At 71.7% G+C, this 12747-nt stretch carries 15 protein-coding genes and 2 tRNA genes; 6 read left to right on the top strand and 11 right to left on the bottom strand.

Annotated features, from left to right (window positions below):
* Positions 1-46: 46 nt before the first annotated feature.
* The gene (clpX, locus tag DEI91_RS12080) at positions 47-1327 is read right to left on the bottom strand and encodes an ATP-dependent Clp protease ATP-binding subunit ClpX (RefSeq protein ID WP_110823815.1); all 1281 of its coding nucleotides are present in this window, start codon (positions 1325-1327) and stop codon (positions 47-49) included.
* Between the two features lie 185 nt (positions 1328-1512).
* Between clpX and DEI91_RS12085 the strand changes: the two genes are divergently transcribed.
* Complete coding sequence (locus DEI91_RS12085) at positions 1513-2265, top strand: YcnI family protein (protein ID WP_111052532.1); 753 nt, start codon at positions 1513-1515, stop codon at positions 2263-2265.
* A gap of 59 nt (positions 2266-2324) precedes the next feature.
* The gene (locus DEI91_RS12090) at positions 2325-2936 is read left to right on the top strand and encodes a copper resistance CopC family protein (protein WP_258374413.1); all 612 of its coding nucleotides are present in this window, start codon (positions 2325-2327) and stop codon (positions 2934-2936) included.
* Between the two features lie 68 nt (positions 2937-3004).
* Here DEI91_RS12090 and DEI91_RS12095 read toward each other — a convergent pair whose 3' ends face one another.
* The 5 genes from DEI91_RS12095 to DEI91_RS12115 all read right to left on the bottom strand — a co-directional run bounded on the left by DEI91_RS12095 (position 3005) and on the right by DEI91_RS12115 (position 6323).
* The gene (locus DEI91_RS12095) at positions 3005-3664 is read right to left on the bottom strand and encodes an ATP-dependent Clp protease proteolytic subunit (RefSeq protein WP_110823813.1); all 660 of its coding nucleotides are present in this window, start codon (positions 3662-3664) and stop codon (positions 3005-3007) included.
* A gap of 26 nt (positions 3665-3690) precedes the next feature.
* Positions 3691-4320 (bottom strand): ATP-dependent Clp protease proteolytic subunit, encoded by a 630-nt coding sequence (locus tag DEI91_RS12100; RefSeq protein WP_111052534.1) that lies wholly within the window; start codon positions 4318-4320, stop codon positions 3691-3693.
* 155 nt (positions 4321-4475) lie between these two features.
* Positions 4476-5819: a trigger factor gene (gene tig, locus DEI91_RS12105; protein ID WP_111052535.1), complete on the bottom strand. Its 1344-nt coding sequence runs from the start codon at positions 5817-5819 to the stop codon at positions 4476-4478.
* A gap of 36 nt (positions 5820-5855) precedes the next feature.
* Positions 5856-5932, bottom strand: a tRNA-Pro gene (locus DEI91_RS12110).
* A 127-nt stretch (positions 5933-6059) separates the two neighbouring features.
* Positions 6060-6323 carry a hypothetical protein gene (locus tag DEI91_RS12115; protein ID WP_111052536.1) on the bottom strand — a complete coding sequence of 88 codons (264 nt, stop codon included), beginning with the start codon at positions 6321-6323 and terminating at the stop codon, positions 6060-6062.
* A gap of 53 nt (positions 6324-6376) precedes the next feature.
* Here DEI91_RS12115 and DEI91_RS12120 point away from each other — a divergent pair.
* Together DEI91_RS12120 and DEI91_RS12125 are read left to right on the top strand one after the other, a co-directional pair.
* Positions 6377-6450 (top strand) — tRNA-Gly (locus tag DEI91_RS12120).
* Between the two features lie 125 nt (positions 6451-6575).
* On the top strand, positions 6576-7301 hold the full coding sequence (locus DEI91_RS12125; protein WP_111052537.1) for a hypothetical protein: 726 nt from the start codon (positions 6576-6578) through the stop codon (positions 7299-7301).
* An 8-nt stretch (positions 7302-7309) separates the two neighbouring features.
* Here DEI91_RS12125 and DEI91_RS12130 read toward each other — a convergent pair whose 3' ends face one another.
* Genes DEI91_RS12130 through DEI91_RS12140 form a run of 3 tightly spaced genes read right to left on the bottom strand, consistent with a single transcriptional unit; the run spans position 7310 to position 10048 of the window.
* Positions 7310-8305, bottom strand: coding sequence for an ATP-grasp domain-containing protein (locus tag DEI91_RS12130; protein ID WP_111052538.1), 996 nt, complete (start codon positions 8303-8305; stop codon positions 7310-7312).
* Positions 8298-9440: an alanine racemase gene (gene alr, locus DEI91_RS12135; RefSeq protein ID WP_111052539.1), complete on the bottom strand. Its 1143-nt coding sequence runs from the start codon at positions 9438-9440 to the stop codon at positions 8298-8300. Before alr ends, DEI91_RS12130 begins: the two co-directional genes overlap by 8 nt.
* Positions 9437-10048, bottom strand: coding sequence for a M15 family metallopeptidase (locus DEI91_RS12140; RefSeq protein ID WP_111052540.1), 612 nt, complete (start codon positions 10046-10048; stop codon positions 9437-9439). Before DEI91_RS12140 ends, alr begins: the two co-directional genes overlap by 4 nt.
* 87 nt (positions 10049-10135) lie before the next feature.
* Here DEI91_RS12140 and DEI91_RS12145 point away from each other — a divergent pair, with 87 nt between their 5' ends.
* On the top strand, positions 10136-10822 hold the full coding sequence (locus tag DEI91_RS12145) for a response regulator transcription factor (RefSeq protein WP_111052541.1): 687 nt from the start codon (positions 10136-10138) through the stop codon (positions 10820-10822).
* Positions 10819-11937: a HAMP domain-containing sensor histidine kinase gene (locus tag DEI91_RS12150; RefSeq protein ID WP_111052542.1), complete on the top strand. Its 1119-nt coding sequence runs from the start codon at positions 10819-10821 to the stop codon at positions 11935-11937. Before DEI91_RS12145 ends, DEI91_RS12150 begins: the two co-directional genes overlap by 4 nt.
* Positions 11938-11955: 18 nt before the next feature.
* On the opposite strand, the gene DEI91_RS12155 is transcribed toward DEI91_RS12150, so the two are convergent.
* Positions 11956-12267: a transcriptional regulator gene (locus tag DEI91_RS12155; RefSeq protein WP_111052543.1), complete on the bottom strand. Its 312-nt coding sequence runs from the start codon at positions 12265-12267 to the stop codon at positions 11956-11958.
* Positions 12267-12737 carry a hypothetical protein gene (locus DEI91_RS12160; protein WP_111052544.1) on the bottom strand — a complete coding sequence of 157 codons (471 nt, stop codon included), beginning with the start codon at positions 12735-12737 and terminating at the stop codon, positions 12267-12269. The genes DEI91_RS12155 and DEI91_RS12160 overlap by 1 nt, the downstream gene beginning before the upstream one ends.
* Between the last annotated feature and the right edge of the window lie 10 nt (positions 12738-12747).

The raw sequence follows: 12747 nt of genomic DNA on the forward strand, positions 1-12747 counted from the left end.
AGCGCGCCGGGGCACCGGCGGCGGCGCCGTCCCCGGCGCGGCGTCGCTACGCGGACTTCTCGACGCGCTTCGGCTGCGACCGCGGGACGATCGTCGGCGCCGCGTTCTCGAGCACGGTCGCACGGTTGATGACCACGCGGGCGACGTCGTCGTCCGACGGGATGTCGAACATGATCGGCCCGAGGACCTCTTCCATGATCGCCCGGAGCCCGCGGGCACCCGTCTGCCGCAGGACGGCGAGGTCCGCGATGGCCTCGAGCGCACCCTGGTCGAACTCGAGCTCGACACCGTCGATCTGGAACATCCGCTGGTACTGCCGGACGAGGGCGTTCTTCGGCTCGGTGAGGATCTGCATGAGCGCGGCCTGGTCGAGCTTCGACACCGTGGTCACGACGGGCAGACGACCGATGAACTCCGGGATGAGCCCGAACTTGTGCAGGTCCTCCGGCAGGACGTCGGCGTACAGGTCCTGCTGGTCGAGCGGGCTGTGCAGCTGTGCACCGAAGCCGATGCCGTGCTTGCCGACGCGGGACGAGACGATCTCCTCGAGCCCGGCGAAGGCCCCGGCCACGATGAACAGGACGTTCGTCGTGTCGATCTGGATGAACTCCTGGTGCGGGTGCTTCCGACCGCCCTGCGGCGGCACCGAGGCGACCGTGCCCTCGAGGATCTTGAGCAGCGCCTGCTGCACGCCCTCGCCCGAGACGTCGCGCGTGATCGAGGGGTTCTCGGCCTTCCGCGCGATCTTGTCGACCTCGTCGATGTAGATGATGCCGGTCTCGGCGCGCTTGACGTCGTAGTCGGCGGCCTGGATGAGCTTGAGCAGGATGTTCTCGACGTCCTCGCCGACGTACCCGGCTTCGGTCAGTGCTGTGGCGTCGGCGACGGCGAAGGGCACGTTGAGGCGCTTCGCGAGCGTCTGCGCCAGGTAGGTCTTGCCGCAGCCGGTCGGCCCGATGAGCAGGATGTTCGACTTGGCGATCTCGACGTCGTCGCGGTCTTCGGCAGCGGTGATCTGCCCCTGCGCCCGGACGCGCTTGTAGTGGTTGTAGACGGCGACCGCGAGCGCGCGCTTCGCCGGGTCCTGCCCGATGACGTACTCCTGCAGGAAGTCGAAGATCTCGCGGGGCTTGGGCAGGTCGAACTCGCCGCTGCCGGTGTCCTCGCCCGCTTCGGCGAGGCGCTCCTCGATGATCTCGTTGCAGAGTTCGACGCATTCGTCGCAGATGTACACGCCGGGACCGGCGATCAGCTGCTGTACCTGCTTCTGGCTCTTCCCACAGAAGGAGCACTTCAGGAGGTCGGCGCTCTCTCCGATGCGTGCCATGCTCTCGGCCTTCCCTGGTCGACGCGCGCCGCCAGTGCGGTGCACGAGGTCGTCGTGTCACCGAGCCTAACCGCATCCGGTGACACCGTCGGGGACCCCCGGCCGCGTTCGCCCACGGCGTCGCGGGCCTGGTAGCGTGGACGCCGTTGCTCTACAAGTTGTAGAGAACGGCTCCTGGAGGAACCATGCACAAGCGCCTCGCCACCGGCGGCGTCGCGACCCTCGGTGTCGCCGCCGCGATCGTCCTCGGCTCCGCGGCCTCGGCCAGCGCGCACGTCGGCGCGGAAGCCACCTCGACGGCGGCGAACTCGTACACCACGGTCACGTTCTCCGTCCCGCACGGCTGCGACGGCTCCCCCACCACGAAGCTGCAGTTCCACGTCCCCGAGTCCGTGATCGAGGTCACGCCGACGGTCAACCCGAACTGGACCATCACGAAGGACACCGAGCCGTACACCGCCCCCAGCGCCGCGGCGGACGAGGACGAGTCCGAAGCAGCGGCCGAGCGGGTCACGAGCGTCACGTACACCGCGAAGACGCCGCTCCCCGCCGACGAGCGCGACACGTTCGCGCTGTCCTTCGCGCTCCCGGACGGCGCGGCGGGCGACACCGTCGCGATGCCCGTCTCGCAGACCTGCGAGAAGGGCTCCACCGAGTGGGACCAGACGACGAAGGCCGGTGAGGCCGAGCCGGAGCACCCGGCGCCCACGATCACCCTGACCGCTGCCGACGCAGCCGAGGACGAGCACGCCCACGGTGCCGCCGAGTCGACCGGGTCCGACGACTCGGTCGCGACCACCGCCTCCAGTGCATCCTCCACCAGCCCCGCGGACCCCGACCTGGTCGGGCGGTTCCTCGGCCTCGGCGGCCTGCTCCTCGGCGCCGTCGCGCTCGTCGTCTCGGTCGCCGCCTCGCGCCGTCGCGGCAGCAGCAAGTGACGTCCGGCGCTCCGGCCGGCTCGCGTCCTGCGGGTGGGCGCGGCCGGGCCGGGAGGCTCGTGGCCGCGTCCGCCGCGGCGCTCACGATCGCGTGCGGTGCACTCCTCGGGATCGCCGCCCCCGCCAGCGCGCACAACTACCTCGTCTCCGCCACCCCGGCGGCCGACAGCACGCTCACCGAGCTGCCGGAGTCGTTCGCGATCACGACGAACGACCGGCTGCTCGACATCGGCGACACGGACTCCGGGTTCGCCTTCCGCGTCGTCGGTCCGGACGGCACGTACTTCGAGGACGGCTGTGTCGACGTCGACGGCCCGACGATGACCACCGCGGCAGCGCTCGGCGACTCCGGGCAGTACACCGTCGAGTGGCAGATCATCTCGGCCGACGGGCACACCGTCTCCGACTCGTACGACTTCACGTGGGACGCGCCGGCCGGCTTCTCCCCCGCGTCGGGCTCCGCGACACCGCCGAGCTGCGCGGCCGACGGCGACGGGTCCACCGCTGCCGCGACCACGACCGGCACCGAGTCGGGCGGGACCGCGTCGACGACGTCCGACGCGCTGTGGATCGGTGCCGGCGGCCTCGTGGTCGTCGCCGCGGTGGTCGCCGTGCTCCTGCTCGTCCGTCGTCGCCCGGCACCCGCTGCCGACGACACCGACGAGGGCTGAGCCGCACCGCCTCCAGACACGACGACGGCCCCGTACCGAGCTCGGTACGGGGCCGTCGTCGTGTCGCGCTACTTGACCAGCGCCGGCAGGTTCTTGCGGCTGGTGAGGACCTGGTCGATCAGGCCGTACTCCACCGCTTCCTGCGCGGACATGATCTTGTCGCGCTCGATGTCGTGGTTGATCTGCTCCGGCGTCTTGTTGGAGTGCTTCGACAGCGTCTCCTCGAGCCAGGTGCGCATGCGGAGGATCTCCGCCGCCTGGATCTCGATGTCGGACGCCTGGCCGCCACCCTGCTGGACGGCGGGCTGGTGGATGAGCACGCGGGCGTTCGGGAGCGCGAGCCGCTTGCCCGGGGTACCACCGGCGAGGAGCACCGACGCGGCCGAGGCGGCCTGCCCGAGGCAGACCGTCTGGATCTGCGGACGGATGTACTGCATCGTGTCGTAGATCGCCGTCATCGCGGTGAACGAGCCACCGGGCGAGTTGATGTACATGACGATGTCGCGGTCCGGGTCCATCGACTCGAGCACGAGCAGCTGAGCCATGACGTCGTCGGCCGACGCGTCGTCGACCTGGACGCCGAGGAACACGATGCGGTCCTCGAAGAGCTTCGCGTACGGGTCCTGCCGCTTGTAGCCGTAGGCCGTGCGCTCCTCGAAGCTCGGGAGGATGTACCGGTCGGTGGGAGCCGGGACGTTCTGGGCGCCACCGAGCATGGGAAGATGCATTCTCGTTTCCTTTTCTTCGGTGGGGATCAGGACTGGGCGTCGGGCTCGGCGGCCGGCGTGGGGGTCTCGCCGTCGCCCGAGGTACCGCCGCCACCGACGACCTCGGCGGACGAGGCGCGCAGGTGGTCGACGAAGCCGTACTCGAGGGCTTCCTGCGCCGAGAACCAGTTGTCGCGGTCGTTGTCCTTGAGGATCTGCTCGATCGACTTGCCGGTCTGCTCAGCCGTGAGCTCGGCCATCCGCTGCTTCATGTCGAGGATGACCTTCGCCTGCGTCTGGATGTCGGCGGCGGTCCCACCGAACCCACCGGACGGCTGGTGCAGGAGCACGCGCGCGTTCGGCGTGATGTAGCGCTTGCCGGGCGTGCCGGACGAGAGCAGGAACTGCCCCATCGAGGCGGCGAGGCCGATGCCCACCGTGACGATGTCGTTCGGCACGAACTGCATCGTGTCGTAGATCGCCATGCCGGCGGTGATCGAGCCGCCGGGCGAGTTGATGTAGAGGTAGATGTCCTTCTCAGGGTCCTCGGCGGCGAGGAGCAGCAGCTTGGCTGCGATCTCGTTCGAGTTGTCGTCGCGGACCTCGGAGCCGAGCCACACGATCCGGTCTCTCAGAAGGCGGTCAAAAACACTGGGGTTCAGTGTTGCTTCGGCCATGGAAAAGCTCCCGTTCAGTTGTCGCTTGTTGTCGAACTTATCGGTTGCAACGCACTCGGTCTCGTCTGTTCGCTGTCGGCGGTCAGCCGGTGCGGGAACGGACAGGAGGCGCGGTGCCAGCTGGCACCGCGCCTCCTGTCCGTGAGGGGTCGAGACTACTTCGCGTCGGCCTCGGCCGACTCGTCGTCGGTCTCGTCCGCGTCGACGTCGTCGCTCTGGGCGACACCCGCGGTGAACGCGGAGAGGTCGACCGGGTTGCCGGCGGTGTCCTTCACGGTGACCTTCGAGAGGACCGTCGCGACGGCCTTCGAGCGGGCGACCTCGCCGACCATGCCGGGGATCTGGCCGTTCTGGTCGATCACCTTGATGAACTCGGCGGGCTCCATGCCGTACTGCGCGGCGGCCTGGATGAGGTACTGCGTGAGCTCCTCCTGCGAGACCTGGATCTGCTCCTTCTCGGCGATGGAGTCGAGCAGGATCTGCGAGCGGAACGCCTTCTCGCTGGACTCGGCGACCTCCTTGCGGTGCTCGTCGTCCTCCAGACGGTTCTCCTGCTCGAGGTGACGGTGCACCTCGTCCTCGATGAGCTTCTCCGAGATCGGGATCTCCACCGACTCGAGGAGCTGCTCGACGAGCTTGTCGCGAGCGGCAGCGCCCTGGCCGAAGGTCTTCGACTTGGCGATCTGCTCCTTGAGGTCGACCTTGAGCTCGTCGAGCGTGTCGAACTGGCTGGCGATCTGCGCGAACTCGTCGTCGGCCTCGGGGAGCTCGCGCTCCTTGACGGCGGTGACGGTGACGGCGATCTGGGCGGTCTCGCCCTCGCGGTCGCCACCGACGAGCTTCGACTCGAAGGTGGTGGACTCGCCGGCGGTGAGCGACTCGAGCGCCTCGTCGATGCCCTCGAGCAGGTCGCCCGAGCCGATCTCGTAGGAGACGCCGGTGGCCGAGTCGACCTCGTCGTCACCGATGGTGGCGGTGAGGTCGAGCTGCGCGAAGTCGCCGACCTTGGCCGGACGGTCGACGGTCACGAGCGTGCCGAAGCGCGTGCGGAGGTTCTGCAGCTCCTCGTCGATCTCCTCGTCGGAGACCTCGACCGCGTCGACCTCGATCTCCATGGAGCCGTAGTCGGGCAGGTCGAACTCGGGACGCACGTCCACCTCGAAGGTGAGGACGAGGTCGCCGGAGAAGTCCTTGACGTTCGGGAGCTCGGCGACGTCGGCCTCGGCACGGCCGAGGATGCGCAGCTCCTGCTCGTCCACCGCCTGGCGGTAGAAGGTGTCGATGGCGTCACCGACGGCGTGGTTCAGGACCTCGCCGCGGCCGACACGCTGGTCGACGATCGCCGGCGGGACCTTGCCCTTGCGGAAGCCGGGGATGTTGATCTGCTCGGCGATGTGCTTGTACGCGTGGTCGATGCTCGGCTTGAGATCTTCCGGCGTCACGTTCACGGTGAGCTTGACGCGGGTGTCGCTCACCTTGTCGACGGTGCTGGTGGCCAAGGGATGTTCTCCTGTTGGTTGACGTTCGATGTGACCTGGTCGGGGCGACAGGATTTGAACCTGCGACCTCCCGCTCCCAAAGCGGGCGCTCTACCAAGCTGAGCTACGCCCCGGTACGAGGGCCAGGATCGTCGTGTGCGCCTGATGACGCGCGGGCAGGACGAGTCCGGCCCCACGACCTCGATGAGTCTAGCGGGCTCGCGATGCACGATCCCCGGCAGGACCCTCGGTTGTGGGAAGTCAGTCGTCCGCGGACTCCCGGAGCCCCTGGCGCCACCGGACGCCGACGACGACCTGCACCGCCAGCGCGGCGACACCGAGCAGCAGCCCGACGACGATGCGCCACACGTGCAGGAGTGCGTGCCACGGCTGCGCCTGCGGGTCGCCGAGCAGCTCCGGGCGCAGGGACAGCACCACCGCGGCGATCGCGACGAGCACGTACGAGAGCACCCGGGAGCGCTTGATCGTGCGCTGCGACGACTCGTCGGGCGGCGGCAGGATCATGGCGGGGTCGTTCGTCCGGTATGGTGGTGGGGCTGCGACTCGTGCGCGGCCGCGGGGATGTAGCTCAATGGTAGAGCCCCAGTCTTCCAAACTGGCTACGCGGGTTCGATTCCCGTCATCCCCTCCACTGCAGACGTGCGGCAGGCGGTGTACCCCGGTTGTCCACACTCCCGGGGACTAGCGTGGCGATGGCCGGAAGGACGTCGACCGCGCGGTGCATCCCGTCGCCGCAGGATCGGCGGCGGCGCACCCATGTCACGACTCCGCACGGCCGTCCGCTCCGCCGTCACGCTCCCCGCGCGCGTCGGACGCGTGAGCGAGTTCCTCTTCCGCCGCTCCGACGCTGCCTTCGACGTGTACCCGGACGACCCCGCCGAGGGGACGGTGGCCGGACCCGACGTCGGGCGGGTGCTGTTCCTCGGCGAGCGCGGCGAGCTCTCCCTCGGCGTACGCACGCACGAGTTGTCCCTGCCGGCGTTCTTCGCCCGGCGCCGCGCAGCCCGCCACGGACGCGGGACGTCGTGGTCGATCGTGAGCACGCCGTCGTCGAGCGTCCGGGAGCTGCCCGCCGTGGTGCAGGGGCACCGGGAACTCCTGCGGGCGTGCGAACTCGTCGTCGTGATGGTCGGCATCAGCGACGCCCTGCGGGTCATGTCGCCGCTCGCCTGGGAGGGGCACCTCCGCGACACCCTGGCCGCGCTCCTCGACGCGCTCCCGCCCGGGGCCCGGGTCCTCGTCGGGGCGATCCCGCCGCTCGACAACGCGGGCAGCCTGTCTCGGCCGGCACGGATCGCCGCCGGTGTGCACGGCCGTGAGCTGAACCGCCGGACGTCGGCGGTGGCAGCGGACCACGCGCGCGTCGACGTCGTCGGCTTCCCCGAGGAGCTGACGCGGTCGGTGTGGCGTCCGGAGGCGGAGGAGCACCGGTACCGGGACACCTACGCCGTGTGGGGCGCGCACCTGGCCGACCACGTCTGACCCCGCGGTCAGGACACCGTCCCGTCGCTCCCGGCCGCGCCGCGCTCGGCCAGCGCCGCCTCGACGAGCTCCGTGACGAGGTCTCCGTACGGCAGGCCGACCGCCGCGTACATGCGGGGCACCTGCGACTGCTCGGTGAACCCCGGGGTCGTGTTCACCTCGTTCAGCACGATCCCGTCCGCCGTGACGAAGAAGTCGAACCGGGCGACCCCGGAGCAGCCGAGTGCCGCGTACAGGAGCCGTGCCGCCCGGTCCACGGCGGCGTGTTCGACCGGGGACACGCGTGCCGGCACGGTGAACTCCGCGGTGCCGTCGTACTTGCGGTCCCGGTCGAACACGCCGTCGGCGGCGACCCCGACCTCGAGCGTCGCCCCCGCACGGAGGAGCCCGTCGCGGTCGCGGAAGAGGGCGATGTCGACCTCGCGCCCGGCGACGAAGGACTCGACGAGGACGTCCTCGCCCGCTGCCCGGGCCGCGGCGACCGCGGTCCGGAAGTCGGCACCGGTCGCGACACGAGTCACGCCGTTGCTCGACCCGCCCGTCGTCGGCTTCACCACGAGCGGCGGCGCGAGCGGCGGCGCGCCCACGTCGTCGCCGCGCCGGACGAGGACCGCCGGGGCGGTCGCGATGCCCGCGGCCTCCGCGAGCAACTTCGTCGCCCACTTGTCCATGGCCAGGGCGCCGGCCCGGACCGGCGAACCGACGAAGGGCAGACCGAGCATCGTCAGCAGGCCCGCGACGGCGCCGTCCTCTCCGTCGACCCCGTGCAGCAGCGGCAGAGCGACGTCGCACGCGGTGAGGTGACGGACCGCGACGGCGGTGGGCAGGGCCTCCCGTCCGGTGCCGCGCCAGCGGCCGTCCCGGCCGACGGTCAGCGCGACGACCTCGTCGCCGTTCGCGCTCACCGCTCGGACCGCCGCGGCGGCGGACGCGAGCGAGACGTCGTGCTCGTCGCTGCGGCCACCGCCGATGACCGCGATCCGTCTCCTGGTGTGCTCAGCCACGGTGCTCCTCCTGGGTCGAGCCGTCGCGCGTGGTCCGGTGGACCCGCGCGACGCGGCTGCCGATGTGGGTGACGATCTCGTGCGGGATGGTCGACGCCCAGCGCGCCCACTCCGCCACCGTCGGTTCGCCGTCCTGGCCCGGTCCGAACACGGTCGCCACCGTCCCGGGTGGGACGGCCTGGCCGCCGGTGTCGACGACGACCGTGTCCATCGAGAAGCGGCCGACGACGGGGCGTCGGTGGCCGGCGAGCAGGACCTCGGCCCGGTGGCCCGCCGCCCGGGGCAGTCCGTCGCCGTAGCCGAGCGGGAGGAGCGCGAGGGTGGTGTCGCCGGGTGCGACGTACTCGTGGCCGTAGCCGACGCCGGTGCCCGCCCGGACCGCGCGGGTGGCGACGACCCGCGTCCGGAGCGTGAGTGCGGGCCGGAGGACGTCGGTCGTCCCGGACGGGTCGATGCCGAAGAGGCCGGCGCCGATCCGGGAGACGCCGTACCCGTCGCCGGCCCCGGTCAGGGTCGCGGCCGTCGCGGCGAGGTGCGCCACGGCTGGACCGAGCGCGCGGCGCCGTGCGGTCCGGAGCGCAGCCGCGAACACCAGGCGCTCCCGGGCGTTCTGGGGGTCGTCGGGGCGCTCGGCGCAGGACATGTGGCCCATGACACCGACGACCCGGACGTCGCCGGTCCCCTCGGCCTCGCGGGCGAGCGCGCACAGTGCGGGCCATTCGGCGGGCGGGCACCCGTCTCGGGCCATCCCGACGTCGACGTGCAGGTGCACGCGTGCCCGGCGACCGACGGCGTGCGCGGCCCGGACGACGGCGTGCAGCACGGCGGCGCTCGGCACGGCGAGGTCGACATCCGCGAGCACCGCCGCGCCGAAGTCGGCGTCCACGGGGTTGAGCCAGCTGAGCACCGGCACGTCGACGCCCTCGCTCCGGACGGCGAGCGCCTCCGCGATCGCGGTCACCCCGATCGACCCGGCGCCGGCCGCGACCACGGCCCGGGCGAGCGGACCGTGGCCGAAGGCGTCGGCCTTGAGCACGGCCATGAGCCGCCCACCAGTCCGCTCGGCGAAGAACGCGGTGTTCGCGCGGACGGCGTCCTGGTGGACGACCAACTCGGACACCGGGTGGCCCGTCACGGCTGCATCCGCGGGTCCTGCGTGGGGTCGACGTACATCCGCGGACACCCGGACCCCGGCGCCGCCGGTCGCAGCTCGAAGTGCCAGCCCTCGTTGGCGTAGACCTGGCACAGGCCGTGGGCGGCCCCGTGGTCGGACAGCCAGGTCGCCGCGTCCCACGAGCCGATGTCCACCGCGTCGCCGCGGACGTGCGCCGACGTGGCCGGGGTCGCGACCCAGCGGGCGGCCTCGTCGATCGAGCCGTACTCGTCGACCGCATCCCGGAGGAGCTGTTCCTGGTACGCGGCCGAGCGCCAGCCGCTGTTCAGGACGAAGGTGACGTCGTCGCCGGCGGCCTCCCGAGCCGCCGCCCGGACGGCAGCGAGCAGCGCGGGGTCGAGACGGGTCACGGCGGGCAGCGTGTCGTCGAACACCGAGGCGTCGGACGGGGTCTCGCCACCGGCGCGGCCCGTCGCCGACGAGACGTCGACGCCGTCGCCGGCACCGGGACTCGCCGCGACGGTGGACCGCACCGCGCACCCCGCCAGCAGGACGGCGAGCACGAGGAGGACGACGAGGGTGAGCCCCGGTACGAGGGCCGGACGGTGACGACGATCGGGGGAGGTCATGGGGACGATGCTCGAGCGCCGCGTGTTGCCACCGCGTATGCGTTCCCGCATACGCTCCCGATACGTCGATGCTCGTACCATCGACCCGTGCGCGTGTTGATCCTCGAGGACGAACCGTTGCTGGCCGAAGCGGTCCGCGCCGGGCTCCGGCTCGAGGCGATCGCGAGCGACGTGGCCGGTGACGGCGACACCGCCCTCGAACTGCTCGGTCTCAACACGTACGACGTCGCGGTGCTCGACCGGGACGTGCCCGGGCCGTCCGGGGACGAGGTCGCCGCGCACGTGGTCGCCTCGGGCAGCGGGACGCCGATCCTCATGCTGACGGCCGCCGACCGGTTCGACGACAAGGCCTCGGGGTTCGCCGTGGGTGCGGACGACTACCTGACGAAGCCGTTCGACCTCCGCGAGCTCGTGCTGCGACTCCGTGCGTTGGCCCGGCGCCGGACACCCCATCGTCCGCCGGTCCTGGAGTTCGGGGGCGTGCGCATCGATCCGTTCCGTCGCGAGGTGGTCCGGGACGGCCACTTCGTCGCCCTCACCCGGAAGCAGTTCGCGGTGCTCGAGGTCCTCGTCGCCGCCGCCGGCGGTGTCGTCAGCGCGGAGGACCTGCTCGAGCGGGCGTGGGACGAGAACGCCGACCCGTTCACGAACGCCGTCCGCATCACCGTCTCCACCCTGCGGAAGCGGCTCGGTGAGCCGGAGGTCATCGTGACGGTCCCCGGCGTCGGGTACCGGATCGCCGCCTCCACGGCCGAGAAGGCCCGCCCATCGTGACGCGACCCGCCGGCACGAGCGTGCGCGTGCGGCTCACCCTCAGCTACGCGGCGGTCGTCGTCGTGACCGGCGTCGTCCTGCTCGGCGTCGTCTGGGTGTTCCTCCTGCGGTACGTCCCCGCGGAACAGATCTCGATGCAGTCGGGGTCGGTCCCGAACCGGACGGACCTCGTGCGCGCCTTCGTCCCGCGCGCGGTCGCCGCGCTCGTCGTCCTGCTGGTGGCGGGCCTGGCGGGCGGATGGCTGCTCGCCGGGCGGGTGCTCGCGCCGCTCACCAGGCTGCGGACCGCAGCCCGGCTCGTCGGGACCGGGTCCCTGGCGCACCGGGTGCACCTGCCCGGCCGCGACGACGAGTTCCGGCAGCTGGCGGACGCGTTCGACGCGATGCTCGACCGCCTCGGAGCGCACGTCGAGGCCCAGGAGCGGTTCGCGGCGAACGCCTCCCACGAACTGCGCACTCCCCTGGCGATCACGCGGACGGTGCTCGAGGTCGCGCGGGACGACCCGGACCACGACCAGGCAGCACTCATCGGCAGACTGCTGTCGGTGAACACGCGCGCGGTGGATCTGACCGAGGCGCTGCTGCTGCTCAGCCGCGCGGGTCGTCGGCCGTCGCTGCGCGAGCCGGTCGACCTGTCCCTCACGGCCGAGGAGGCCACGGAGGAACTGCTGCCGCTCGCCGAGGCACGCGGGATCGTCCTCGAGGTGACGGGCAGCGCAGCCTCCGCCTCCGGGGTCCCGGCCCTGCTCCTGCAGCTCGTCACGAACCTCGTCCACAACGCGATCGTGCACAACGTCGAGCCGACGTCCGGGGACGCGCGTCTCGTCCGTGTGACGACGGCGACCGAGGTCCTCGACAACGGGCCCGTGGCGACGGTCGTCGTGGAGAACACCGGACCGGTCCTCACGCCCGAGCTCGTCGCGACCCTGACCGAGCCGTTCCAGCGCGGGACCGCCCGGGTACACCAGGACCAGGCGGGCGCCGGGCTCGGGCTGGCGATCGTGGACGCCGTCGTCCGCGCCCACGACGGCACACTCCGCCTCGACCCGCGCACGAGCGGCGGGCTCGTCGCGACGGTCCGGCTGCCGGGCGCCGCGGATCCCGCCGGCCGGTAGCCGCGAGACGGGTCCGCTTCAGCCCAGCAGCGCACGCAGGGCGGCGACGTGCGCTCGGTACGCGCGCCGGCCCTCCGGGGTGAGGGCGAGCCACGTCCGGACGCGGCCGTTCCCCGTGGGTTTGCTCACCGTGAGGTAACCGGCGGACTGGAGCACCTTCACGTGCTTGCTCGTCACCGAGTCGCTCGCCCCGAGTGTGTCGCGAACGACCGAGAACTCGGCCTGGTCGAGCGGGTCGAGGAAGGCACAGATCTGGAGGCGGTTCGGTGCGTGCACGACCTCGTCGAAGGTCGGGGGCGCGGTGTCCGGGGTGCTGTGCGGGACGTCCATCAGGAGGCGACCACGTGGCCGTTGCGCAGCTCCGACCGCAGGCGCGCGTCGAACCGTCGGCCGAGGACGACGATCACGACGAACACGATCGCCGCGCACACCCACACCGGCCAGAGGAGGTCCGTGGCGGCGTGCACTCCCAGGGCCGTCAGCACCAGGACGACGGCCGCCACACCCATCGCCACAGCCCAGCGCGTCGCGGCACCGGCGCGGTGTCCGGAGACCCAGACCCCGGTCCGGCGCCGGTAGACGGTGGTGAGGACGCCGATCCCCACGAAGAAGGCGACGAGGACCGTCATCCGGACGATCGTGTCACCGACCGCGTAGCCGACGAGGTAGGCGGCGACCAGCAGGCCGAGCGTCGGGTGGTACCACCAGGGCGTGACGAGGCGGTCGGCGACCGAGGCGCGGGTGGCGTCGACCGCGGCGAGCGCCGCACGTGCTCGGTCCAGGTCCGATTCGTTTTCCATGTCGGCAAGT

This window comes from Curtobacterium sp. MCBD17_032 (genome assembly GCF_003234855.1).
In the GTDB taxonomy this organism is placed as follows: domain Bacteria; phylum Actinomycetota; class Actinomycetes; order Actinomycetales; family Microbacteriaceae; genus Curtobacterium.